Origin of the sequence: Asticcacaulis biprosthecium C19, from assembly GCF_000204015.1 — a bacterium.
In the GTDB taxonomy this organism is placed as follows: Bacteria; Pseudomonadota; Alphaproteobacteria; order Caulobacterales; family Caulobacteraceae; genus Asticcacaulis; species Asticcacaulis biprosthecius.
Genome location: NZ_GL883077.1, coordinates 2,202,772 through 2,226,337, shown reverse-complemented (window position 1 = coordinate 2,226,337; position 23,566 = coordinate 2,202,772). Strand labels below are relative to the sequence as shown.

Annotated in this window: 20 protein-coding genes and 1 pseudogene; 12 read left to right on the top strand and 9 right to left on the bottom strand. The window is 63.7% G+C overall.

The window, feature by feature from the left end:
* The 3 genes from ABI_RS25175 to ABI_RS10130 form a co-directional block, all read left to right on the top strand.
* Positions 1 to 331, top strand: a 331-nt coding sequence (locus ABI_RS25175; protein WP_040308782.1) for a hypothetical protein, incomplete at its 5' end; no start/stop codon positions are given.
* A gap of 70 nt (positions 332 to 401) precedes the next feature.
* Positions 402 to 806: an EF-hand domain-containing protein gene (locus ABI_RS25170; protein ID WP_006272848.1), complete on the top strand. Its 405-nt coding sequence runs from the start codon at positions 402 to 404 to the stop codon at positions 804 to 806.
* A 3-nt stretch (positions 807 to 809) separates the two neighbouring features.
* Complete coding sequence (locus tag ABI_RS10130; RefSeq protein ID WP_006272847.1) at positions 810 to 1,649, top strand: sterol desaturase family protein; 840 nt, start codon at positions 810 to 812, stop codon at positions 1,647 to 1,649.
* Between the two features lie 11 nt (positions 1,650 to 1,660).
* On the opposite strand, the gene ABI_RS10125 is transcribed toward ABI_RS10130, so the two are convergent.
* The 9 genes from ABI_RS10125 to ABI_RS10085 form a co-directional block, all read right to left on the bottom strand.
* Positions 1,661 to 2,122 (bottom strand): GNAT family N-acetyltransferase, encoded by a 462-nt coding sequence (locus ABI_RS10125; RefSeq protein WP_006272846.1) that lies wholly within the window; start codon positions 2,120 to 2,122, stop codon positions 1,661 to 1,663.
* A 3-nt stretch (positions 2,123 to 2,125) separates the two neighbouring features.
* Positions 2,126 to 3,052, bottom strand: a complete 927-nt coding sequence (locus ABI_RS10120) for a metallophosphoesterase (RefSeq protein ID WP_006272845.1) — start codon at positions 3,050 to 3,052, stop codon at positions 2,126 to 2,128.
* The gene (locus tag ABI_RS10115) at positions 3,049 to 3,480 is read right to left on the bottom strand and encodes a HEAT repeat domain-containing protein (RefSeq protein WP_006272844.1); all 432 of its coding nucleotides are present in this window, start codon (positions 3,478 to 3,480) and stop codon (positions 3,049 to 3,051) included. The genes ABI_RS10120 and ABI_RS10115 overlap by 4 nt, the downstream gene beginning before the upstream one ends.
* 399 nt (positions 3,481 to 3,879) lie before the next feature.
* Positions 3,880 to 4,275, bottom strand: a complete 396-nt coding sequence (locus ABI_RS10110; protein ID WP_040308781.1) for a hypothetical protein — start codon at positions 4,273 to 4,275, stop codon at positions 3,880 to 3,882.
* A gap of 107 nt (positions 4,276 to 4,382) precedes the next feature.
* Positions 4,383 to 5,396 carry an NAD-dependent epimerase/dehydratase family protein gene (locus ABI_RS10105; RefSeq protein WP_006272842.1) on the bottom strand — a complete coding sequence of 338 codons (1,014 nt, stop codon included), beginning with the start codon at positions 5,394 to 5,396 and terminating at the stop codon, positions 4,383 to 4,385.
* Positions 5,393 to 6,745 carry a TolC family protein gene (locus tag ABI_RS10100; protein WP_006272841.1) on the bottom strand — a complete coding sequence of 451 codons (1,353 nt, stop codon included), beginning with the start codon at positions 6,743 to 6,745 and terminating at the stop codon, positions 5,393 to 5,395. Before ABI_RS10100 ends, ABI_RS10105 begins: the two co-directional genes overlap by 4 nt.
* Entirely contained in the window at positions 6,742 to 7,650 is a 909-nt protein-coding gene (locus tag ABI_RS10095; RefSeq protein WP_006272840.1) for an efflux RND transporter periplasmic adaptor subunit, read from the bottom strand. The genes ABI_RS10100 and ABI_RS10095 overlap by 4 nt, the downstream gene beginning before the upstream one ends.
* A gap of 5 nt (positions 7,651 to 7,655) precedes the next feature.
* The gene (locus tag ABI_RS10090; RefSeq protein ID WP_006272839.1) at positions 7,656 to 8,357 is read right to left on the bottom strand and encodes an ABC transporter ATP-binding protein; all 702 of its coding nucleotides are present in this window, start codon (positions 8,355 to 8,357) and stop codon (positions 7,656 to 7,658) included.
* Positions 8,358 to 8,360: 3 nt separating this feature from the next.
* The gene (locus ABI_RS10085; RefSeq protein WP_040308780.1) at positions 8,361 to 9,500 is read right to left on the bottom strand and encodes an ABC transporter permease; all 1,140 of its coding nucleotides are present in this window, start codon (positions 9,498 to 9,500) and stop codon (positions 8,361 to 8,363) included.
* 74 nt (positions 9,501 to 9,574) lie between these two features.
* Between ABI_RS10085 and ABI_RS26640 the strand changes: the two are divergent.
* The 9 genes and pseudogenes from ABI_RS26640 to ABI_RS10045 all read left to right on the top strand — a co-directional run.
* Positions 9,575 to 9,742, top strand: a pseudogene (locus ABI_RS26640) (TetR/AcrR family transcriptional regulator); the annotation flags it as partial.
* Between the two features lie 277 nt (positions 9,743 to 10,019).
* Positions 10,020 to 10,229 carry a TetR/AcrR family transcriptional regulator C-terminal domain-containing protein gene (locus ABI_RS23585; protein ID WP_050808238.1) on the top strand — a complete coding sequence of 70 codons (210 nt, stop codon included), beginning with the start codon at positions 10,020 to 10,022 and terminating at the stop codon, positions 10,227 to 10,229.
* A gap of 115 nt (positions 10,230 to 10,344) precedes the next feature.
* Positions 10,345 to 10,830 carry a YbjN domain-containing protein gene (locus ABI_RS10075; protein WP_006272836.1) on the top strand — a complete coding sequence of 162 codons (486 nt, stop codon included), beginning with the start codon at positions 10,345 to 10,347 and terminating at the stop codon, positions 10,828 to 10,830.
* A gap of 147 nt (positions 10,831 to 10,977) precedes the next feature.
* Positions 10,978 to 13,872 carry a CHAT domain-containing protein gene (locus ABI_RS10070; protein ID WP_006272835.1) on the top strand — a complete coding sequence of 965 codons (2,895 nt, stop codon included), beginning with the start codon at positions 10,978 to 10,980 and terminating at the stop codon, positions 13,870 to 13,872.
* An 8-nt stretch (positions 13,873 to 13,880) separates the two neighbouring features.
* On the top strand, positions 13,881 to 16,787 hold the full coding sequence (locus tag ABI_RS10065) for a CHAT domain-containing protein (protein ID WP_006272834.1): 2,907 nt from the start codon (positions 13,881 to 13,883) through the stop codon (positions 16,785 to 16,787).
* A gap of 238 nt (positions 16,788 to 17,025) precedes the next feature.
* The gene (locus ABI_RS10060; protein WP_006272833.1) at positions 17,026 to 17,730 is read left to right on the top strand and encodes a response regulator transcription factor; all 705 of its coding nucleotides are present in this window, start codon (positions 17,026 to 17,028) and stop codon (positions 17,728 to 17,730) included.
* Complete coding sequence (locus ABI_RS10055; protein ID WP_169313718.1) at positions 17,727 to 19,163, top strand: sensor histidine kinase; 1,437 nt, start codon at positions 17,727 to 17,729, stop codon at positions 19,161 to 19,163. Before ABI_RS10060 ends, ABI_RS10055 begins: the two co-directional genes overlap by 4 nt.
* Positions 19,164 to 19,165: 2 nt before the next feature.
* Positions 19,166 to 19,792, top strand: a complete 627-nt coding sequence (locus ABI_RS10050; protein ID WP_050808237.1) for a hypothetical protein — start codon at positions 19,166 to 19,168, stop codon at positions 19,790 to 19,792.
* Between the two features lie 696 nt (positions 19,793 to 20,488).
* Complete coding sequence (locus ABI_RS10045; RefSeq protein ID WP_006272830.1) at positions 20,489 to 23,497, top strand: TonB-dependent receptor; 3,009 nt, start codon at positions 20,489 to 20,491, stop codon at positions 23,495 to 23,497.
* Positions 23,498 to 23,566 lie beyond the last annotated feature (69 nt).

The window sequence follows — 23,566 nt, the reverse complement described above, 5'->3', positions numbered from 1 at the left end:
CTCAACGACCTCGGCTTCCGGCGGCGCCGTGCGAACGGCTTCGGGCGGCCAGGCGGCGCGCGGCTCGACCACCACCTACAATACCGACGGTTCGGTGACCCATCAGGGCGGCTTCGGCGCTTCTGGTGCGCGCGGCACGGTAACGTCACAGGGCGGCTTCACGCGCAACGCCGATGGCGCCGCCACGGGCGCGCGCGCCACCGAAGCCACCAACGCCCAGACCGGCAACAGCTATTCCGGCTCGACCAGCTACGATTCCACCACCGGTGTCACCCACCAGGCGACCTGCCGCGACTCGTCCGGCACGACCATCGCCTGCCCTCAACACTGACACCCAGACTGCGGTCCCGCGGCGCCTTCCCCTTTCGCTGCGGGACCGCTTTTTTCCGAAAGAGTCTCCCATGAAAACCACCCTCGCCCTGATCAGCCTGCTCGCGCTTGTTGCCACGCCGGCCGCCGCTGGCGACCTCGACCAGCTGACCACCCGCCTGGCCAAGGCCGACAGCAACCACGACGGCATGATCACCCGCGCCGAGTTTACCGGTTTTCGCCGTACCCAGTTCGACGAGATGGATCGCAATCACGACGGCTATGTCTCGGACAAGGACGTACCGGGTTTTGCCCGCCGCGGCGAGCGCGGCGACCGGCTGCGCCGCCTGATCACCGAGTTCGACAAAAACCAGGACGGCCGCATCGACCGCACCGAGTTCCTGAACGGTCCGACCGTGATCTTCGACCGCGCCGATGCCGACGGCAACGACGTCGTGGACGGCTTCGAACTTCGGCAGATCAAGGCCGGAGCCTGAGGCATGGAAAGCTTGCGTCCGGCCGGGGTCGACCCGCTGGTCCAGGGGCCGGTCATGGCCGCCATGCTGGCGCTGATCGCCATAGAAGCCCTGCTGCTCATCCTGGTCTTTCGCCGGCGCTACGACGCCGGCGAAACCGCCGCTTCGCTGGGCGTCGCCCTGGGCAACATCGCCTTACGCCCCGTGAACCGGCTGATCATCACCGCAGGCCTGAGCGCGATCGCAATCTTCGCGCCATGGCAGCTACCGATCGACTCGGTATGGACCTGGCTATTCGGCTTTGTCGGCGTCGAGTTCTGTTACTACTGGATGCACCGCTTCGCCCACACCATCCGCTGGATGTGGACGACCCACAGGGTCCACCATTCCAGCGGCCGCTTCACCCTAGCCACCGCCCTGCGCCTGGGCTGGACCAATGCCCTTTCGGGTGAGTGGCTGGTCTTCGCGCCTTTGGTGCTCGTCGGTTTTCCGCCGCTGGTGATCGCCGTGCTTCTGGCCCTGAACCTGCTGTATCAGTTCTTCCTGCATACCGAACTGTCACCGCGCTGGGGCGTCCTGGAACATGTTCTGAACACGCCGGCGCACCACCGCATCCACCACGCCTCCAATGACCGCTATCTCGACAAGAACTTCGGTGGTGTTGTCATCGTCTTCGACCGCCTGTTCGGCACCTTTGCCCGCGACGACGGCAGCGAAGCGGTGCGTTTTGGTCTCACTGAGCCAGTGACGTCGAAAAATCCCTTCGTTATAGCGCTTTATGGCTGGTGGGGGCTGGTCGGTGACCTGCTGCGGACGCGCACGCTGAAAGCCGCCGTGACCGTCCTGTTCGGCCGGCCGGGCTGAGCCGAGACCGCCTACTCGGCCCGAGGTGGCAACCGGCGCACCTGAAAGCCCGTCTTGCTCGCCTCAAAACCTGCCGCAGCATAAAAGGCCAGGGTTTCGGGCTTTTTCGACCCGGTCATCAGCATCGCCTTGTAGCAGCCCTGCGCCCATGCCCGCTCCACGGCCGCCGCCAGAATGGCCTTGCCGAACCCCTGACCGCGGCAATCGCCGTGCGTGACAACATTCTCGATCAGCGCGTAAGGCATTCCGCCCCGGGTCAGGTTCGGAATAACAACGATGGTGCAGCTTGCGACCATCGCCTCGCCGATCAGACCGATCAGGATGGCACTGCCGTCATAACGCCGGAACCGTTCGAACACATCAACCGCCACACCTGGTGGACAGCGCGTGTCCTCGGCATCCAGATGACGATAGAGGTCCAGAAGATGGGACAGATCGGCCGATGCGGCCGGACGGATAACAAGATCGGTCATGCGTCAAACTTCACCGTAGGCAGCGACAAACTTGGTGGGGTCGATCTCCGTTTCACCGTCAAAGCGGTAGGCCACTAAAGGCCCGCCCCGGGCGACGCTGTAATCGACACACGCCACCCTGGGCGACAGCGGCCCGATACCGTGGTCGGCATTCAGCCAGTAGTGCCCGATGAAGGTCAGGCGATCCGGCGCCTTGACGGCGTCCAGGTCCGCAATCGGTGTGTCGGGGATAACGGCATCGCCGGTGCCCATGGCGGCGTCGCGATAGGTCCGCGCCTCGCTGGCCCACCACTTTATACGGACTTCGTGCCGCTCATGGCCGTCCTTGTCATGGAAGCTGACGCTGGGCGGCAACCTCACCTCCCGGCCCTTTAACAGCGTTTCAATCGCCGCATATTCGGCCGATCCGCGCCGGCTGGCCAGCAGCACAAGATCATGATCCAGTTTCAGGCCGGGCTTAAGCTGCTGCAGGAGTTCTGCCGCACTCGGCACATGCCAGCACGCATGGACAACACGAAAGGCCGGCGTCTCGATCCATAACGGCAGGTCGAGGAACCAGTTTGTCCATGCGCGATGTTCAGCCGAATCCTCGCCGACCTGCTCCAGAAAGGCACGGTGCTGATGCCGGTTTTTCGCGTTCCTGGGCCGCAGAAAGGCTCCGTCTTTATCCGGATCGGGCAGCGCCCAGGCAATGGCGTTGAACTCATGATTGCCCATGACGGCCAAGGCCGATCCGCTGTCAATCATCGTCCGGACAGTGCGAAGAACGTCCAACTGTCCAGGACCGCGATCGACAAAATCGCCGACGAAAATAGCGGTCCGGTCGGGATGCCGCCAGGCGCCGGCGCGCTCACGATAGCCAAGCTTGGTCAGCAGTGCCTTGAGCGGATCGGCGTGTCCATGAATATCGCCAATGATGTCATAGTTCATTTCGGGTACATCTCCGTTTGTAAGGCAACGGCCGCTTCGCGAATGTAATTTTCCGGATGAGCCAGTGCCAAGCGAAGCACAGCCTCGTACGCCTCCGATTCCACTTCGTCGCGATAATAGAGCTCCTCCAGAATACCAATCCCCCAAGCCCGTACAGCGGCATTTGCATCCGACAGGTACAACGGAATCCAAGCCAGAACGCGGGCATCTCCGATCGCTTTAAGGAGATTGACCGCCATGCTCTTTTCGTCTTCGTCCTGCGACGAAAGATAGATTTCGTGGCAGTAGTCGATTGTGAACGAGGGCCGGATCAGCATCAGCACCGACCGCGCCGTGTCTGCCCCCCTGTCTCCCGCGACATAGGCATCCACCGCCGCCTTCAGTTCCGTTTCCCCCAGAATTTCGGCCAGCGCCCGCTGGGCAACCATTTTACCCCACTTGCCTGCCAGCCATCTTTGGTCTCAGTGATGAAGCCAAGCTTTCGCGTGATGCCTGTCCAGTCGATGGTTTGGGATTGAATCATATCGGCCTTATAGAATGTCGATCACGTCTCTTACATAATTTTAGCTCAGGCGCGTGTAGATCCCCTTCGACACGCGCCACACGAGCCCCCTGCGGCTCGGCCAGTCATCCGTTGAGACATGATTGGATTTGATGCTCGCTGCATTGGGCATCAAATAGGGGCATAGTTTGTTCTCCGGCGCGCGCTTGGTGATACCTGGGCGCGTTACCAGAGCGACGATGCGGGGAGGCGCAGACTGCAGATGGAACCTGAATCGGCTAAAGCTATTGAGGCAATTTGCTGACCGGTGCCTGTCTTTGGAAGTTTAGTAATCGCGCATCCTGTCGACACACGTCTCAGCCACGGCAATCTGCGTGTCGGTGTCGACGTCCATAAGGGCTTGCATATCCGCGACGAACTCGGGGTTTTCTACATAAGCGTCGAGCTTTTGGCCATGGATCGCCGCGGCGCGCGCCAACCAATATTCGGCATGGTCATTAAGGGACTGAAGCGTCTCGGACTCGACCCCGTCCATCTGGCTAAAGGCAACAGATATAAAGAAACTTTCCAACGCGCAGACCTCGGCCTCTTCGGGGCTGTCGGGTTCCGGGACCGTCCCGGCCCTGATACTGTCAACCGATGCTCCGGCGCTCGCGGGGCCAGCGGCGGCAAGGAGTGCCGCTACGACGACAGGTGCCAGCCCAAAATAGTGCCTGAACATGGATAAATTCCTTGATGCCAGTCGCAAGACTTGCCTGATCAAGTGCCAAGGCAACAGTTACAAATTGCGTTAGTCGCTTTGGGGCCAAAGTTCTCTAATACCTCGCCTCAAACCAATCCCATCCTTATCAAGGCCTGTGCCGCCTCGATCATCGAGTCGCGTCCCCGCCGGAACGTCGCGCCCGTCAGTTTGCGCGTCAGTTGCGTATCCGCAATCGGATGCTTATTCAGGTCACCGACAATCGTGCGCATAGCCGGATCGAACAGGCTGAGGAACCGCAAGGCCGCGCCTGGCATCTGGGTCACCGGTATCCGGCTGGCCCGGTCCGGAAAGGCATCGCGCAGGCCTTGCGCCATCTGACGCATGCTTAGGGTTTCATCGGCAGCGATCAGCCTCTGGCCGCCGACATCCGCCGTCATGGCAGCCACATGGATCGCCGCAACATCGCGCACATCGACCAGGGCAAACGCCACCGGCGGCACCGCCGGATAGGCCCCGCGCATCAGCAGGGCAACCACCTCCAGCGAGGTACCGATATCGCTGTCCAACGGCGGCCCAAGCACCAGGCCCGGATTGACCGTCACCAGCCGGTCCTTGCGCCCGATGTTGGCCATATAGTCCCACGCCGCCCGTTCGGCCCGGGTCTTGGCCACCGCATAGGGTGTCGCCTGGCGCCACTCCGGATCGGTCCAGTCGGCCGGCGTGATCAGCCGCTTGCCGCGCCAGTCGTTGGGATACAGCATGGCCACGATCGAGGAGGTCAGCACCACCCGCTCGGCCCCATCCGCTGCCTTCAGCACGCGCAGAACCCCATCGCGCGCCGCCGGCACCAGGTCTTCCCGGCCCTTGGGCTGGACCAAGGGGAACGGCGCCGCCACATGCTGGATAAAGCGGCAACCGTCCGCCGCCGCCTGCCAGCCGTCATCCGCCGTCAGGTCGGCCTTAACGAATTCCAGCCCCGCTACCGGTGCACCCGCCGCCTCAAGTGCCGTCCGCACGGCGTCGGCCTTATCCAGTGACCGCACCGTGCCGCGCACCGCGTACCCGCGCATCAGCAGTTCATACGCCACATGCTTGGCGATAAAGCCGCTGATCCCCGTGACCAAAACCCGATCGTTCATTGTAAACCTCCTGGCCCCTGACTGCGCATCAGAGCGATATAGGCGAGATGCCCGGCGCCGGTGGCCTCCGCGACCTGAAGCTGGGCCTGGGCCAGCCGGTCCTGGGCTTCGGAAACTTCAATGACGCTGACCAGGCCCGAATCCGCCCGCCGCGCCGCCAGCCGTTCCAGTTCGGCGTCATGCGCCTGCGCCGCCAGATAGCCGTCGCGCAAGGTTTGCGCCCGGTCAAAGCCGTTGACCGCCAAGGATGCATCGGCCAGGGCATCGCGCACCGCCGACTCATAGGCTGCCTTTGCCTGGTCTCGCCGCGCCACGGCGGCCGTTTCCTGCGACTTCAACTGGCCCGCATTGAACAGGGGCGCCGTCAGGGCCGCCGCCAAAGACCCGATCGGATTGCCGGCCAGTCGCAAGCCGTCTGAACCGTCCTGCACCCCCAAAAACGCCGTCAATGACAGGGACGGCCAACGCACCGCTCGCGCTTCAACCGCAAGAGCATCGGCCGCCTGGGCCTGGGCGAAGGCCGCCCGCAGCGCCGGATTGCCGCGCAGTCGATCCAGTGGCACCGCCGTCACCCAGCCGTCCTGCGGCACGGTCAGATCATCGCTGTTCAACCGCGCCTCCAACTCCGCCACCGGTACGCCAGTGATCCGTTCCAGCCCTATAAGGGCATCACTGTATCGCGAGGCGATCTCGCTCCACCGCGCCGCCGTCCGCGCCCGCGTCGACAGGGCCAGTTCCAGCCGCGTCGCCTCGTTCAGCCCGGCCGACTGACGCGACCGCAACAGGGTGATCGTCTCGTCCTGGGCCTTCAGACTGGCTTCCAAAGCCCGCGCCTGCGATGCCAGCATCCGCGCCGTCACCAGGCCTTCGCTCATCCGCGCCAGCACGGCATGGGCCGCATCTTCGTACAGCGCTTCGTCGCGCGCCTCGCCGGCCTGAGCCGCCGCGACACCGGCACGCAGCCGTCCGGACAGGTCCAGTTCCCAGCGCGCCTCAAATCCGCCGCGCACCAGGCTCTCGCTGTCGGTCACGCCGATCTGGTCATTACCGTGCGAAGCCGACACCGCCGCATCGACCCGCGGTTTCAACCGCCCACCGGCGCCGGCGGTCACCGCCCTCGCCTCGTCCAGCCGCGCGGCCATGCGCAAAATATCGGGATTGTCGCGCAACACCCTTGCCGCGAGTTCTTCGGCATAAGGGTCACCCAGATGCGCCCACAGGGCTGAGAACCTATTCACGGGCAAAGGGGCGACTGCCGCGGCCGACGTTTCCAGTCTCTGGGACTGCGCCGTGGCGAAGGGCGCGGCGAAAACCAGGGCCGCGGCGGTCAGGAGGACGGCGCGTTTCATTTGCCACCCTCAATAAACACATCCATCTGCCGTCCAACAAACGCGGAGTCGCTGCCTTCGGGCAGGGCGTACAGCATCTGGACCACACGGGTATCGACCCGCTGTCCGGCCACGGCCAGGTTCTGTTTGGGCTGGACATAGGGTTCAAAGCGCACAAAGCTCAGGGGCACCCGATCCGACGAAGCGCCGCGGAACGAGCCTTGCGCCGGCGCGGTCGCGTTCAGCTTGCCGGCGTTTTCCTCGTCAACCTCAACGCGGACATGCAGCCGTCCGGTATCTCCCATCCGCACCAAAGGCTCAGCCAACGCACCCGCCTGGGCATATTCACCCGGCCGCGCGTTCAAAGCCAGGATCCGGCCATCGATAGGCGCCGTCACGGTGAGGCGGCGCTTGCGCGTCTGCGCTGCCGCCAGTTGCGCCCGCAATTCCCCCGTCTTCGCTGCGGCCAGATCGGCGGCAAAGCGGCGACGGTCAACCTCGTCCTTCGACACGGCCCGCGGATCGTCGACGCCGCGGATCAGCTCATAGGCCGCCTTGGCATCGGCGGTCGCAATATCGGCCGAGGCGATCGCCGCCGTCAGCGTGGCAATCTCGGCATCGACCTCACGCTGGTCCATGGCGAATAGCGGCTGGCCCTTCACCACTGTATCGCCGACCTGGACGAAGACCTGGCGGATAACGCCCGGCAATTCGACACCCAGATTGAGGAACTCGCTGCGCGGTTCAACCACGCCGATACCGGCAATGGCGCCCTGTGGCGGTGTCGCCGGAGGCGCCGACGCCGGCGCGGTGACGGCCTCGGCCGGTCGCCACAGCACGCTGTAGAGGGCAAAGCCCAGACCTGCCGCGGCCAGGACGGGCAGGATCAGGCGGGTCGGTCGAAGGCTGAATTTCCGTGTGGTCATAGTTATTACTCCCTATGAAAGGCGTCTGGCGCGAAGTCGCCGATCAGGCGGCCGTCGCTCATTTCCAGGATGCGGTCGGCGAAATTGTAGATACGGTTGTCGTGGGTCACGACCAGGACAGCCCGGCCCGGGTCGTTGGCGATGTCGCGCAATATGCCCATCACGGCCCTGCCCGTGGCGGCATCCAGCGCGGCCGTCGGTTCGTCGCAGACGATCAGGCCGGGATTGTGAACCAGGGCGCGGGCAATCGCGACCCGCTGCTGCTGGCCACCCGACAGTTGTCGCGGCAGCTTGTCCCCCTGGCCCTGCATGCCGATCCCGTCCAGGATAGCGCGCGCCTTCTCGGCTGCTTCGGGCAGTTTCATCCCCGCCGCCACCAGAGGCATGGCGGCATTTTCCGCCGCGGTCAGCGCCGGCAGCAGGTTATACTGCTGGAAGATAAAGCCGATGCGCTCGCGCCGCAGCACCACCTTCTGGTGGTCCTTCAGCTTCGTCAGCGACTGTCCCAGCACGGCGACCTCGCCCTCGCTGGCGGTCAATATGCCCGACAGGATAGAAATAAGCGTGGTCTTGCCGCAACCGGACGGCCCAACCAGCATGGTCATCTGGCCCATCTCGATGTCGGCGGAACATCCGTGGAGGACGCGGATGCGGTCGTCGCCGATGGGAAAGTCCTTGGCGATGTTACGGAAACTGACAGCGTGCATGACTTAACCCCGGAAGACGACGGCGGGATCCAGCCGGAACACCTTGCCCAGACTGAACAGGATGGAGGCCAGGATAATGACGGCGATGGCCACCGCGGTGCCGGCCATGATCTCGCCGTAGAGCCGGAAGCCCTGCAGAGCCGGCGCCTCCTTGGTGACGAAGAAGAACAGCGCCGTGAACCCAATCCCCAAGCCGTAGCCGATGACGCCGACCAGCCCGGCCTGGGTCAGGACGATGCGCAAAAGCTGGCCGTTGGTAACGCCGACGGCCTTCATGGCGGCGAACTGCTTCAGGTTCTCGACGACGAAGATATAAAAGGTCTGTGCGGTGATCGCCGCGCCGATGATAGCGCCCAGCATAATGGTGATGCCGAAATTGATCGGGATGCCCGTCCGCTCGAGGTAGTAGTTGATGCTGCGCCACTGGAACTGCGACGTGGTCAGCGCCTGCAAACCGGTCTGCTCAGTAATCCGTTTGGCCAGGGCTTCCGGCGATTGGCCGGGCCGACCCTTGACCAGGATGAAGGGCAACTTGTTGCGCTGCGGCGGGGTCATCTCCATCGCCGCGTCGTAGGTGACGTAGAGAATCGGGAACGTGAGGAAGGTCGGCTGGGTGTTGCACACACCCCGCACCGTCAGGCGGTTATCATTGAGTTCCAACGGCTTGGCGTTGGCAAAATCGCCCTTCGGCCAGACGAACAGGAAACCATTGCGGTCGACTACCGCCGACTGCGGATCGCGCACCACGTCGCGTTGCCCGGCGATCATGTCGGTACACAATCCCACCAGCGAGACGTCGTCGACCCCGATCAGTTGCACCTGCTGGGTCATGCCGTCGGGCAGCCGCACCGTCGCCAGGCCTTTAAAATAAGGCACCGCCCATTCGACCCCGGCCACAGATCGAACATGGCTAAGTTCCACCGGCCGCATCGGTTCGACCTCATCGACATAGCGCACGCGCGGATCCATCACCCACACCTCGGCTTCACGCACCGACGTTATGGCGTTGGCCGTACGCGACATGATGCCGGTAAAGATGGACACCTGCTGTGCCATCAGTAGAGTGGCAAAAGTGACTCCGAAGATCAGACCGATATATTTGGCCCGATCGCCTAACAGCATCTTGAGAGCGATGTCGCGCATGAGGCCTTGCCATTTAGTGAACGAATGAGTATCCTAATGATCACGGAAATAAAGTACCGTCAAGTACCCAAATTATGACAGTTGTGCAAAATCCCGCGCCCCCTCCTGGCCAACCGCCAACAAAGCGCGGCCGCCCGGTCAACGAGGCTCTGGTCCCCCAGATCCTGCAAATCGCCGGCGAACTGTTCCTCGACCACGGCTATCAGGGCACCACCATGGACGCGGTGGCGCGCGCCGTCGGTATGTCCAAGCTGACCCTGTACAAGCGCTTTGCCAGCAAAGAGGAACTTTTCTCGGCCATCGTCCGCGACAAGTGCAACCAGTTCATACCGGACGTCTTGTTCGAAAAGCTGGACGGTATGCCGGTGCGTGAGGCCCTGATCGCCATGGGCGGTGGCCTTCTGCGCCTGCTGAACAGCCGCGAAGCCATGACCATCGAGGTCATGCTGCGGTCCGAAGGCGGCCAGACCCTGCGCGACCTGTTTTTTTGCCGCCGGCCCGGATCGCATGAAGGCGGCCATGAGCGCCTATTTCGGCCGGCTGAAGTCGCGCGGACAACTGAATGTCGACGACCCGATGATGGCCTGCCACCTGTTCTCGGCCCTGTTCAAGGGTTCGGACATCCACATGCGCTGCGGCCTCCAGGTGTCGCCACCGGCTTCGGACGAAGAGATCGACACCTATGTCCGCACCGCCGTGGACTTCTTCCTCAAGGGCTGCTGCGATTAGATCATGACAAATCCCGTAAGGTTGTCACAGGCATCACCTTACAGGGTTTGTAACTGGTTAAGACGTTGCCCTGAGCGCAAATCTGCCCTCGTCATCTTAACCGGGGAGCACCGTCATGATCAAATCCGTACTGTTTACCGCCGTCGCCGCCACCTTCGCCGTCGCCGCCACCTTCGCCTTCGCCACCCCCTTGCTGGCCAAGGACTATCCCAATGGCGGCGTGACCGGCAACGAAGTCGCCGCTGACCTGCGCGGCATCGACCAGACCGCCGAAGTCGGCAAGGACTCCGCCGGCGATCCGCTGGTCACCGCCGCCTTCAAGGTCGGCGACACATCGATCGACTACAAGATCTTCTTCTACGGCTGCAAGGACGGCCGTTGTTCGTCCATCCAGTATCACGTCGCCTTCGACGGCGACCCGTCCAAGCTGGCCGAATGGAACAAGGGCAACCGCTTCGCCCGCGCCTATGTCGGCGACAAGAAGACCATCCACCTGGAATACGATGTCGACGTCGAAAAGGGTGCCAACACCGTCGCCATCCAGAATTCGGCCCAGCGCTTCATTGCCGTTATGGTCCAGGGCGTGAAGGTCCTCGGCTAAGCCCCTTTCCGCGCCGGCCACCTGGCGCGGAGAGTTTTCAATGGCCTCGAACCCTCCGGCGCGCCAACCGCCGGAGGGTTCTATTTATGGCTTTGACCTTATTCAGAAAATGCGGTTACCTGTGCAAAATATTACAGGGGCGAAATAATGAGATCCTGGGCCATCGCGGTCATAGCCGCCGCCTGTCTGACAGTCCCCGCCTTCGCCTTGCCGCCTGCCGCGTCAGACCTCAGGGCTCGCATCGACGAGATGGCCTCCCGCGACCAGCCTACAGATCCGAAAGCCTTCGTCGCAATGATCCAACCCCTGTGGGACGAGGTCAATCGCACGCAAGCACCCGCTCCCGACTTTGCCAAGGTCGCGCGGCATTACGCCCTGGCCCAGAACGAAAACGGCAACATACCCGAGGCCCAAGCAGCGATCGATGCCGCCATCGCGCGGCTTGAGGCGGCCGGGCTGGGCGGCGATCGCCAGACGGCACTCCTGCTGCTGAGCAAGGGGATCTATCAGGCCCAGCGCGGCGACGCCGCCGGCAGTCTGGTCACCAAGAAACTGGCGCTGGAGCGCTTTCTGGCCTTTGAGGGCGAAGACGGTGCCACCGTCCGCGCCGTTCGCTCTTCGGTCGCTTTTTCGCTGATGCAACTTGGCCGACTGCGCCAAGCCATGGAATATTATGCACTTGCCCTGCGTAACCTGCCCGCCGAAGACCCCAATCCGTACAGCACCTCCACGCATCTCGGCAACTACGCGGTGGGCCTGCGCCTGATGGGGGATTACGACGGTTCGATTACCGCCGCCAACAAAGCCCTCGACATTGCCCGCAACCAGTTGCCGCGCGGCCACCGCGCAGCCACCTATGCCCTGAGTAACCTGGCCACCACTCTGACCGAGATCGGCCGCTATGACGAGGCCGAGGCCCTGTACCGCGAAGCCATCGACCTGACCGTCGAAACCCGCGGCCGGGATAGTTACGAAGGCGGCACCTTCACCCTCTATCTGGCTACCTGCCTTCAGCTTCAGGGCCGCGACGAGGAGGCCGAGGTCCTGACGCGAGCCGCGCTGAACATCCTGGTCGCCCACCCCAGCGAGGCCAATCCTGACACCGAAGCCCTGGCCCGCCTGGCCCTGGCCGAATTCGCCACCGGACGCGGCGACCCGGCCGCGGCGGAAGCCGAACTTCGGCGCGCTCTGGGCTCGTTGGAGCCCACCGGTTCTTTGGGCGACACTACGCGGGCGGCCGTGCGAACCGATCTGGCAGGCGCCCTGTTGGTTCAGCGGCACTTCGACGAAGCCCTGACCACCGTCGACCTGGCGCTCGACTACCTGCGCCGCGAAACCGCGCCGGCCGCCGCCGAGCGGGTCAAGGCCGAATCCCTGCGCGCCTTGATTCTGGCCCGCCTCGGACGCCTCGACGAAGCGCTTGAGACCTGCACCCCGCTGACAGAAACCCTCACCACGGCCCTCGAGAAAGGGCAGGCCTCCAGATCAGGCCACGGCCTGATAGACGCCTATCGCATTGCGTTCTCGCGCTGCGCCGACGTGGCGATTTCCGCTGGCCATCCGGACCTGGCTTTCTCCGCGGCCCAGCGCGCGGCCCAGTCTGAAATCACCACTATGTCGCAATCCCTGGCAGTTCGGGCCGCCAGCACGACCCCGGAAGCGGCCGAACTGGCGCGTCGGTTCCAGGACACCCAGAGCCTTCGCCTGCGACTAGATCGCGAGCGCAACTTCGCCCGCGGCAAGTCGGACGACGACATCCGCAGCCTGGACCGCCAGATAGCTGCGACGGAAAGCGAACTCGCCGACATTCGCGGCAAGCTGAACAGCGTCTTCCCGGCCTTCGACAGCCTCAGCCGCCCCCAGCCGCGCACCATCGCCGACGTGGCCGCCGGCCTTGCGCCAGGCCATGCCCTGGTCCTGCCCCTGCCCGGCGACGACCGCCTCCTCACGCTCGTGGTAACGCGCGACGGCCTGACCTGGGACAGCGCGCCCTATGCCGCCCACGCCCTGCGCCATGATGTCGCTGCGGTGCGTACCAGCATCGATTCCGCCGTGGCCGATTCGTCGCGCGGCTTCGACCGCACGGCAGCCTGGCATCTCGGCAGAGCCCTGCTGACGCCGAAAATCCGTATGGCGTTGAAGGGCACACGTGAGTTGGAGTTCCTAGGCAGCGGATCCCTGATGTCCCTGCCGCTTGGGCTTCTGATAACCGCGCAGCCTGCTGGTCACGACGACGATCCACGCGCCCTGCGCAATACGGCCTGGCTGATTCGCGACTATGCCGTTTCCGTCAAGCCAGCCCTGCTGGCCACCGCATCTCAAACCGCTTACGGGTCCGGTTTCCTGGGCATCGGCGCGCCGGCCTTGGGGCCACCTGGTACGGGTAACGACATCCGCGCCGCGTCGCTGTATCGTGGAGGCGGCGACAAGGACGCCTTGGCCGACACCGAAGCCCTGCTCCGCTTGCCGGGCCTGCCGAACGCCAAGTCCGAACTGGAACGCATGTCGCGTGCCCTCAACTTGCCCGGCACGACCCTGATGCTAGGTGAGGAGGCGACCGAGACGCGTGTAAAGACGGCCGACCTTACCAACTACGGTGTGGTTGCCTTCGCCACCCACGGACTGACTGAAGGATTGGGCATGCACGAACCAGCCCTGGTCTTGACACCACCGGCTCAGCCCAGCGCCGGCGACGACGGCCTGCTGACCGCCTCGGACATTGCCGGTCTTCGACTGAAGGCGCGCTGGGTCATACTTTCAGCGTGCAATTCTGGCTCGGGCCGCGAAGCTGGCGCCGGCGGCTATTCCGGCCTGGCACGGGCCTTCATGCAAGCCGGCACCGACAGCCTGCTGGTGTCGATGTGGCCGGTGCGCGATGACATCGCCGATCGGCTCAGCGTCGACACGGTCCGGCGCCATGCCCGCGGCGACTCGCAGGCCGAGGCCCTGCGCAAGGCCGTCCTGGACCTGATGAAGGACACCAAGGTAGTCGGTGGCGCCAACCCCGCCATCTGGGCGCCGTTTTCGGTGGTGGTGCGGTGATGCCTACGATGACTCGATTCCTGACGACGATTAGCCTGGCAGCGTTGTTGCTGCTGGGTTCAACACCCGCTACGGCCGCCCCTGCCGCGCCACAGGCCGCTTCGACAAAGCCTGACCGCGACAGTCGTATCGCCGACTTGGTCGCGCGTTACCAGGCCGGCAGCGACCGCCCGACCCTGCCGGAACTGGAAGCCATGCTGGCCGAGCTCGCCCGATACGGTGAGTTCGATTCCGGCCTGTCGCAAGTCTATGCCTATAGCCTGGCCCGCGCTGGCCAGGCCGGCAAGGCGATCGCCGTCATGGACGAACTTATCGCTGTGCTGGCCGAAAAAGGCTTCGCCGAAACGCGCGACATGGGCGACACCCTGCTAGCCCGCGCCGTCTTTCAGGATGTCAAGGGCGACGCCGCCGGCGCGCTGGAAACGCGCTACAAGGCCCAGGCCCTTTTCATCCGCGTCGATGGCCCGCAAAGCGGCCGTGCCGCCACCATCAAGGCCCAGATCGCCGGCTCGCTGTTCGGGCGTGGCCAGCTCCGCGACGCCCTGATCGCCTATAACGAAGCCCTGCCGGTGATGGAGCAGGACCCCGAACTGCTGCGCGTCTACGCCGTCCAGATGAGCAACTATGCCAATGCCCTGCGCCTGGCCGGCGACCTCGACGGCGCCCTGACCGCCAGCCGAAAAGCCGTCGCCCTGCGTGACCAACTGCCGGCCGGTCATCCGGCGGTGCTGTACGCCATCCATAATCTGGGCACCACCTTGATGGATCTCGGCCGCTACGGCGAGGCCGAGATCGTCCTGCGCGACGGTGTCGACCTGGCGCGCAAGCTGGGCGGTAAACAGAACGTCGACACCGTCGGCCTAAGCTACCGCCTGGCCCAGGTCCTGGCGCGCCAGGGCCGGACTGTTGAGGCCGAGGCCCTGCTCGACAACGCCCTGGCAGCCCTGGATGGGGTCAATACCGGGGTCAATCCTGACCTGCCCGGGTTGATTCATCTGGAGCTGGCCGAGGTGGCGCTGGCCGGCGGCAACCGGACTGAGGCGACCGCGCAACTTGATGCCGGCCTCAAAGTGTTGGAAGGCGTCGGCGCCAATGGCGATACCACCCGTGCCCGCTTGCGCACCCGCCTGGCCGAAACCCGGCTGTTGGACGGAGACTATGCCGCTGCCCGTGACCAGGTCGAACAGGCCCTCACCTATTATGAACGCGACATGCCGCCCGCGGCGCCCGATCGCATCCGCGCCGCCATGCTGCACGCCCTGATCCTGGCACGGCAGGGCGAAACCACCAGGGCACTCAGCGAAGCCGAGACCGTGTCCGCCGTCATGGTAGCCAGCCTGGATCAGGGCGCCGTACATGGCCGTCAGTCCGGCTTGCTCCAGGCCTATCAGGTCGCCTTCATCCGCTATGCCGATATCGCCGTGACCGCCGGCCGGTCTGACCTGGCGTTTGCCGCCGCCCAGCGCGCCGCCCATTCCGAGATCGCCGCCACCTCCCAGGCCCTGGCTGTGCGTGCCACGGCCGCCGATCCGCGGGCGGCCGACCTGGCCCGGCGCCTCCAAGACGCCCAGATGACGCGCCTGCGCCTGGACCGCGAGCGCACCTTCGCCCGCAGCCGTGCCGGCACGCAAGCAGGACAGATCGAGCAAATCGACCGCGACATCGTCGCCGTCGATGTCGAACTGGCCAACCTTGCCGGCGCGTTGGACGCAATCTTCCCGGACTTCGACCGGCTAAGCAATCCCGAACCGTTGGGCTTGAAGGCGGTTCAGGCGGGTCTCGCCAGGGGCCATGCCGTGGTCATGCCGTTGCTCGGAGACGACAAGGTCCTGACCTTTGTCGTTACACGCCGCGGGCTGACCTGGGATACCGCCCCGCTCGACCGCGTGTCCGCCCATCAGGCGATCGACGCGATCCGCAAGGACATCGATCTCGGCATGCTGCCCGCCGTCGGCACCGGCCGCGAGGCGGAATTCGACCGCCAGCCTGCGTGGCGTCTCGGCGGTGCCATCTTCACGCCAAAGATCCAGGCCGTGCTTAAAGGCACCCGCGAACTGGACATTCTGGGCAGCGGCGCCTTGATGTCCCTGCCACTGGGGTTGCTGCTGACCGAGGCGCCGCAAGGAACGGACAGCGATCCCGCCGCCTTGCGCGACAGTGCCTGGCTGATCCGGTCGTTTGCCGTTTCGGTCAAACCGGGGCTTGTGACGGGAAAGACCGCAAAGACCAAGGCCAGCGGCTTTCTGGGTGTCGGCGCGCCGGTACTGGCCGCCGAGGACGGCGAGACCTTCCGTGGCGGCAACAGTATGGCGGATGCCGAGGCCCTGCGCCGCCTGCCTGGCCTGCCAATGGCCGAAGCCGAACTGGAACGCATGCGCCAGGCCCTGGGTCTGGACCGGTCGGATCTTCTGACCGGCCGCAACGCCACCGAAACCCGCTTGAAGCAAGCCGATCTGTCGGGTTACAGCGTCATCGCCTTCGCCACCCACGGTCTGGTCAGCGGCAATCTGGAAACCCTGCGCGAACCGGCCCTGGTGTTGACGCCGCCGGATCAGCCGTCGGCGGACGACGACGGCTTGCTGACGGCATCGGACGTAGCGGGCCTGCGGCTGCGGGCACGCTGGGTGATTCTGTCGGCCTGCAATTCCGGGACGGGACGCGATGCCGGCGGCAGCTATTCCGGCCTGGCCAAGGCCTTCATGCAAGCCGGGGCGGACAACCTGCTGGTGTCGATGTGGCCGGTGCGTGACGATGTCGCCGATCGGCTGAGCGTCGAAACGGTGCGCGGCCATGCCCGGGGCGACTCCCAGGCCGAGGCGCTGCGACAGGCGGTTTTAGCGTTGATTGTAGACGAGTCGGTTCCGGGTAGCGCCAATCCGGCCATCTGGGCACCGTTCTCGCTGGTAGCGCGGTAAAGCTTATCCTCCTCCGAGGGGGGAGGTGTTGAGCAAGCGAGCCTTTTTCAGGCGAAGAGCTGCCTGCCGGCGAGACTCGAGACGGGGGCATTCCGAGCTCCCGGCTACCCCTCCGCCGCCATGCGGCGGCACCTCCCCCGCCCGCGGGAGATGTAAAACTTACCCAAACCTCACAGTGTTTGTAAATTGCGGCGCGACAACCTCATCTGTTACGACTGAAACCTGAACCGGGGATTCCATGACCGACACCGCCATCCTGTTGATCGAAGACGAAGCCAGCAATGCCGACATCATTTCGTCGGTCCTGCGCAAGGAAGGCTTCGCTGTGACCTGGGCCGAAACCGGCCAGAAGGGGCTGGCCGCTGCCGGCATGACCCCTTACGACCTTATCGTTCTGGACCGCATGTTGCCTGATATTTCCGGCATGGACATCATCACACGCCTGCGCAGCGCCGGGGTCGAGACTCCCATCCTGATGCTGTCGGCCCTGTCGCGGTCGGAGAATCGCTCCGAAGGCCTGGAAGGCGGCGCCGACGACTATCTCGGCAAGCCGTTCGAAGACCACGAACTGACCGCCCGCATCCGCGCTCTGCTGCGCCGCTCGCGCAACCAGGTCCACAGCGCCGTGATGCTGTACGGCGATATCGAACTGCACGTGAAGTCGCGCACAGCCCACCGCCAGGGCGTCCATCTGGCCCTGTCGCCCAAGGAATTCGAAATTCTGAAACTGCTGATGGAGCACGCCGGTGACATCGTCACCCGCGACATGCTTCTGAAGGAGGTCTGGCACCTCAACTTCGATCCGCAGACCAATGTCATCGACGTCAATATGAGCCGCCTGCGTCACCGCCTGGAGGATGACTTCGCCACCCCTTGCCTGGAAACCGTGCGTGGCGCGGGCTTCCGGCTGATCGCACCCACAGTAAAAGAGTTTAAGTCTTGAGTAGAGTAGCCTCCCCCACCGCGCACGCGCGCTCCTTGGCCCAGAAGTCGCTGGCCCAGAAGTCGTTGGCCCAGAAGTCGTTGGCCCAGAAGTCGTTGGCAATGGCGATCGCCCTGCGCGTCGCCCTGGCGACGGCGCTTGTCTGCACGGTGGTTTTTGTTCTTGTGTACGCTGTTCTTCAGCATCAGTCGCGCGCCGCGCTTCAGGCCACCATTGATACCGACATCGCTGGCCTGTCCGACATCTACCGCGTCGAAGGCCCGGACGGACTGAGCCAACGTCTGCGCGAACGTCTGGATCTGGCGCCGACCGCCGGCGAGCGTCCCGTCTATATTGTAGTGGACGCTCAAGGGCGCGCCCTGGTCGGCGATGCCACCCAATGGCCAAAGCTGGATACCGCCGTGTCCGAGGCAGGCATCACCAAAGCTGGCGATGAAACCATCCTGGCCCGCGTTACGCAACTGCGCGGCGGGGTCAAGATTATGGCCGGCCGCTCCATGGCCCTTGCCGAACAGTCACTGAGCCAGACCCGCCTGCTGTTCCTGGCCGCCCTGGTCCTGATCGTCGGCGGCGCCTTCTTTATCGGTGAGTTCGGCGCCCGAAAGCTGCGCCGCCGAATTGGCGCGATCAACGGTGTCTTCGATTCGCTGTATGACGGCGACTTCAAGGCGCGGACGCCGGCGACCGCCGGACGGCCCGACGAACTGGATGCCCTGTCCGGCCATGTCAATCTCACCCTTGACCGCGTCGAGCGTCTTCTTAAGGCCCAACGCGACGTCAGCGACAACATCGCCCACGAAGTCCGCACGCCCCTGACCGCCCTGAACCAGCGCCTGGAAGACGCCCTGGCGCGGATCGACGATCCGGAGGCCATCACCAGCCTGCACCAGGCGCAGGATCAGGTCCGCGGCACCTTGCGGCTACTCGACTCCCTGCTCGATATTGCCTCGGCCGAGGCCCAGCGCGGCGACCTGCGCGCCCTGCCCGAGGTAGACCTGTCGGAACTGGCACGCCAACTGTGCGAACTCTACGAGGCCAGCGCCGAGGAGGCCGGTCTGACCCTGACCGCCGACATCACCGAAGGGATCGTCGTCCGCGCCGACGCCATGCAGATGTCGCGGCTGATGGTCAACCTGCTCGACAACGCTTTGAAATACGGCGCCGCCGGTAGCGCCCTGCGCTTCACCCTGCGTCCCGGCCCGGTCATCACCGTCGAGGATGAAGGCCAGGGCGTTCCGGACGCCGACAAGGGCCGGGTCTTCGACCGCTATCACCGCGCCCACGCCTCGATGGCCAAGGGGCATGGTCTTGGCCTGGCACTCGTGGCCGCCATCGCCGGCCGCCACAATCTTTCGGTCAGGGTTGAAGACAGCCACCCGGATAGGGTAAACAAGGGTGCGAGGTTCATCGTATCGCCGGAGGGCGGGGCTTGACCATGGGGCATATGATCTTGACGGCTGTGGCTGCGGCGGTGCTTGCTGCGTGCGCACCTGTGTCCGGAACGGCCGAAGGCATCGCCGATGCCCGCAATAGCCGGCTGGAGGAAAGCGATCGCGACCGGTTGCGCGGCGATGCCGACACGGTCGCCGAAATCCTGCAACGGGGCATGGAGGCCGAGTCGCGTGGCGACGGCGATGCCCTGCTGGCCCAGGCCCAGGCCCTGGCCCTCATGGGCGCCAAGCCCGAAGAGGGCGCGCCCGATTTGGCACGGCAATGGGCAGCGACCGCCAAGACCCTGGGTGCCCGCCCAGCGACCGCCGTGGCCTTCCGGGGCCGCACACTGGGGCCTGGCTATCGCTCGGGCAAGGTGACGGCCAATGGCGCCTTCCGCACCCGGCAAACCTACAATGCCGGCCAACGTGCCGAGATTGTGCTGGTTCCCGTCGATGCCGAGCCTCTGAGCCTGGAGGTACGCGACGATGAAGGTGAACCCGTCTGCGCCGTCGCGCCGTCGACCCGCAACCTCGGCTGTCGCTGGGTCCCGACCTTTACCGGTTCGAACGAGATCGAGGTTCGCAACGACAACCCGGTGACCGTGAACTTCTATATCGTGCTGAACTGAGCCGGATTCGGCTACGCACTGCCCCAAGGCAGCGATGGCCCCACGGCCGCCTCTTCGCCCCAAACACAACATCGCGTCCGAAATCTGTTTCGATCTCGAATTTCCAAGCCTGTCCCGTTTTACCGAGGACTTCAGGGCCCATCACGAAATGATGCCGCGTACCTTTCAATTGTCGCAAGGGTCACCGGATTGACGGCATTTTTCATATGAAAAATGTACGCTAAAAATATATCAAATATAAAATCTCAGGTTGCGCCGCAATAAAACAGACAAATTAATTTATTCAAATATAAGAATATTTCCAAATTTAAAATTGAATTGGTTATATTTGTCATACTTAAAAATTTCATTGCATTTTCAACATATTGTGTGACTTTTATGCGCTGGTTGGCGCAATTGTAATATCACAGATCGCTTCCATCTGGCCTTAACCTGACAATATGATAGCGTTATCAGAGAACGCAAACCTTGGGTTGCGCAGCCCCTTCACGGCCTGCCATCTCCGCGAGTATTGCGTCGGTTGTGTTGGGAGAAGATGAGACGGGCGCGACGCCGAAGAGGCCGAATTGGCTTCTGCAAGCGTTTTTACATTTGAACAATGTTTCATAAACGCGAACCGCTCCGCCATCCCCCACGGCCAGATCAGATTTCAGAGTTGATGCCGTGCCTCATCCCACGGCCTTCAGGGAGACTAGTATGACAGGTAAAAATTCCACCCGGCTCAAGGCAGGCGCTTCGATCCTGGCCTTGACCCTGGTCAGCGGCCTCGTTGCCGTGGCTCCGGCCCTGGCTCAGGACGCCCCCGCCGCGGCGCCTGCCGATGACGAGAACGTCGTTGTCGTTACCGGCCAGCGCGCGCAGTTGAAGTCGGCGCAAAAGCTCAAGCGCGACTCCGACGTCGTCCAGGACTCGGTCACCGCCGTTGATATCGGCGCCTTGCCCGACCGATCGGTCGCCGAAGCTTTGCAGCGCATTTCCGGCCTGCAAATCCAGCGCGCCAACGAAGCCCGCGACCCGATCCGCATGACGGCGGAAGGCGGCGGGGTCAATATTCGCGGTCTCAGCTGGGTCCGCTCCGAGACCAACGGCCGCGACATCTTTTCAGCCCGCAACGGCCGCGCCTTGAGCTGGGACGATGTCTCGGCCGACCTGCTGGCCGGTATCGACGTCTTCAAGAACCCGTCCGCCGACATGATTGAAGGCGGAATCGGCGGCACGATCAACCTGCGCACGCGCCTGCCCTTCGACCAACGCGGCCGCCTGCTGGCCTTCACCATGGATTCAACCTACGGCGACCTGCAGGAAAGCCATCACCAGTCGGGCAGTCTGATCTATTCGGACCGCTGGGACACATCGATCGGTGAACTGGGCCTCCTGATCAACTACTCGGCCGCCAATGTCGGCAACGAAACCCACGTCGTCGGCGTCGACCGTTATAATTCGGTCACCGTTGGCAGCTCGAACCGGTTCGTCCCCAACACCTTGGGCTGGCGGACCATCGACTGGAAGCAGAAGCGCGAGGCGATCGCCGCCGCGGTGCAATGGCGTCCGGTCGAAGGCCTGGAATTTACCCTGCAAGCCTTCAATTCCGTCGCCACCCCCAAGAACACCGAATACAATGTTGGGTTCTACAACGACTCCGGTGAAATCCAGGGCGGCGCCACCGCGACCGGCTCGGACTATACCTACAATGCCAATGGCGAGTTCCAGAGCGGTACCATCAAGGGCGCCGGCATCACCGCCAATACCCGTTATGGCGAGGACCGCAAGGAGACCACTGACCTGTCGCTGGGCTTCCGCTGGAACGCCACCGACCGCCTTCAGCTGTCCGGCGATCTGCAATATGTGAAATCGACTGCCGACATCCTGTCCAACACGGTCTTCGTCCAGTATTGCGAAACCCAGGTCCGCACCACGGGCTGCGATCCGGCCGACAAGGTCACCGCCCATGTCGATATCACCGGCGATCTGCCGTCTATCGTTATTAACGAGCCTAACCTGACGGGCGACCAGAGCAGCTACTACTGGGCTGCGGCCATGGACCACGTCGAAAAGAACGAAGGCGAACAGGTCGCCTGGCGCCTGGACGGTCAGTACGACTTCGACGACGACGGCTGGCTGAAGAGCTTCAAGTTCGGCGTCCGCGCCACTGACCGTGACTACATCACCCGCCAGTCGAACTGGAACTGGGGCTATCTCAGCCACCAGTACTGGGGTTCAGGCGGTGGCGCGGGCGCGGTCTATCTCGATGAAGCCGGCGGCTTCGACCTGGGCTGGACGTCGCAACCGGCCAACGCCAACCTGCCCAACGAAAGCGAACTGGTCACCTTCGATGGCTTCATGCACGGTAGTGTCCCCGTACCGGGCAATATCTGGTTCCCAGCGGCTTCCCTCGTCAACCAGGGCACCGACTACACCTTCGATCAGCTTAAGCACGCCGAAACCGGCGGCTGGGGCTGGGCGCCGGCCTCGACCAACTGGGATTCCTACGCCAGCAACGGCGGCCTGAACACCCAGAATGAAAAGACCAAAGCTGCCTACGGTCTGCTGAAGTTCGGTCACGACGACGTCTTCGGCGCCCAGACCCTCGACGGCAATATCGGCGTCCGCGTCGTCAAGACGACGGTTAGCGGCGACAGCTATGTCGTTATGGGCACCCTCAGCGCGCCCGCGGGCCAGACCTGTGTCGGCGACTGCACCCTCTATAACAAGGTTGTCAGCTTTGGCGCCGGTACGACCTTCCCCTATGGCGGCGTGAATGAGTATACGGACACCCTGCCCAGCCTGAATATTCGCTACCGTTACAACGACGAACTGCAGTTCCGCTTTGCGGCATCCAAGGCCGTCGTGCGTCCGGATCTGTCCTGGCTGTCGCCCTATACGACGCTCAGCGCAGGCGGCTTTGTGTTCAACCAGGTTCCGGCGACCACCACCTTTACGGTCGACAGCAGCAATGCCACCTTCACCGGCACCGGCGGCTCCCCGACGCTGGAACCCATCCGGGCTGACCAGTTCGACCTGACAGCCGAATGGTACTTCGCCCCGACCGGCAGCCTGACCCTGGCCCTGTTCCAGAAGAAGCTGAGCAATTACATCTATGTCCAGTCGGGTATCGAGTCCTACAGCAACAATGGCGTGACGCTGGACTTCAACGTCAACCGGTATGTCAATGGCTCGGAAACGGGTGACGTCAGCGGCTGGGAACTCGCCTACCAGCAGTTCTACGACTTCCTGCCGGCACCGTGGAATGGCTTGGGCATCCAGGCCAACTACACCAAGATCGACTCGTCGGGCGGCCGCAACCCAGTGGCCAGCGTTCTGGACGGCAACCAAGTGACCAATGCCAACCTGAACAGCCTGCCGCTGGAAGGCATGTCGCCGGAAAGCTACAACTTTGCGGTCATGTACGAAAAGTACGGTATCTCGGCACGCATGGCCTACAACTGGCGTTCCGACTACCTGCTAACGACCTCAGCGGCCAACGTAAACCGTCCGATGTGGGCGCAAGCCTACGGTCAATGGGACGGCTCGGTCTTCTATGACCTGAACCAAAAGTTCAAGGTCGGCGTCCAGGTCACCAACCTGGGTCGGGACGTCAACTATATCCGCGTCTCCTCGGACATCACCCGTCCGCTGGACACCCAGTACTACTCGGCTACCAAGACCGACAAGCGGGTCTCGCTGGTCGTCCGTGGCAAGTTCTAAGCCTCTGGCTCTTTTGAGCCATCTCCAGGATCTGTGGCGGCGTTCGTCTCGAGCACATGCGGCGCCACA

Bases quoted from the DNA above. Each gene is read 5' to 3' on its own strand.
- ABI_RS25170 (WP_006272848.1), top strand. From the start codon at position 402: ATGAAAACCACCCTCGCCCTGATCAGCCTGCTCGCGCTTGTTGCCACG.
- ABI_RS10130 (WP_006272847.1), top strand. From the start codon at position 810: ATGGAAAGCTTGCGTCCGGCCGGGGTCGACCCGCTGGTCCAGGGGCCG.
- ABI_RS10125 (WP_006272846.1), bottom strand. From the start codon at position 2,122: ATGACCGATCTTGTTATCCGTCCGGCCGCATCGGCCGATCTGTCCCAT.
- ABI_RS10120 (WP_006272845.1), bottom strand. From the start codon at position 3,052: ATGAACTATGACATCATTGGCGATATTCATGGACACGCCGATCCGCTC.
- ABI_RS10115 (WP_006272844.1), bottom strand. From the start codon at position 3,480: ATGGTTGCCCAGCGGGCGCTGGCCGAAATTCTGGGGGAAACGGAACTG.
- ABI_RS10110 (WP_040308781.1), bottom strand. From the start codon at position 4,275: ATGTTCAGGCACTATTTTGGGCTGGCACCTGTCGTCGTAGCGGCACTC.
- ABI_RS10105 (WP_006272842.1), bottom strand. From the start codon at position 5,396: ATGAACGATCGGGTTTTGGTCACGGGGATCAGCGGCTTTATCGCCAAG.
- ABI_RS10100 (WP_006272841.1), bottom strand. From the start codon at position 6,745: ATGAAACGCGCCGTCCTCCTGACCGCCGCGGCCCTGGTTTTCGCCGCG.
- ABI_RS10095 (WP_006272840.1), bottom strand. From the start codon at position 7,650: ATGACCACACGGAAATTCAGCCTTCGACCGACCCGCCTGATCCTGCCC.
- ABI_RS10090 (WP_006272839.1), bottom strand. From the start codon at position 8,357: ATGCACGCTGTCAGTTTCCGTAACATCGCCAAGGACTTTCCCATCGGC.
- ABI_RS10085 (WP_040308780.1), bottom strand. From the start codon at position 9,500: ATGCGCGACATCGCTCTCAAGATGCTGTTAGGCGATCGGGCCAAATAT.
- ABI_RS23585 (WP_050808238.1), top strand. From the start codon at position 10,020: ATGAGCGCCTATTTCGGCCGGCTGAAGTCGCGCGGACAACTGAATGTC.
- ABI_RS10075 (WP_006272836.1), top strand. From the start codon at position 10,345: ATGATCAAATCCGTACTGTTTACCGCCGTCGCCGCCACCTTCGCCGTC.
- ABI_RS10070 (WP_006272835.1), top strand. From the start codon at position 10,978: ATGAGATCCTGGGCCATCGCGGTCATAGCCGCCGCCTGTCTGACAGTC.
- ABI_RS10065 (WP_006272834.1), top strand. From the start codon at position 13,881: ATGACTCGATTCCTGACGACGATTAGCCTGGCAGCGTTGTTGCTGCTG.
- ABI_RS10060 (WP_006272833.1), top strand. From the start codon at position 17,026: ATGACCGACACCGCCATCCTGTTGATCGAAGACGAAGCCAGCAATGCC.
- ABI_RS10050 (WP_050808237.1), top strand. From the start codon at position 19,166: ATGGGGCATATGATCTTGACGGCTGTGGCTGCGGCGGTGCTTGCTGCG.
- ABI_RS10045 (WP_006272830.1), top strand. From the start codon at position 20,489: ATGACAGGTAAAAATTCCACCCGGCTCAAGGCAGGCGCTTCGATCCTG.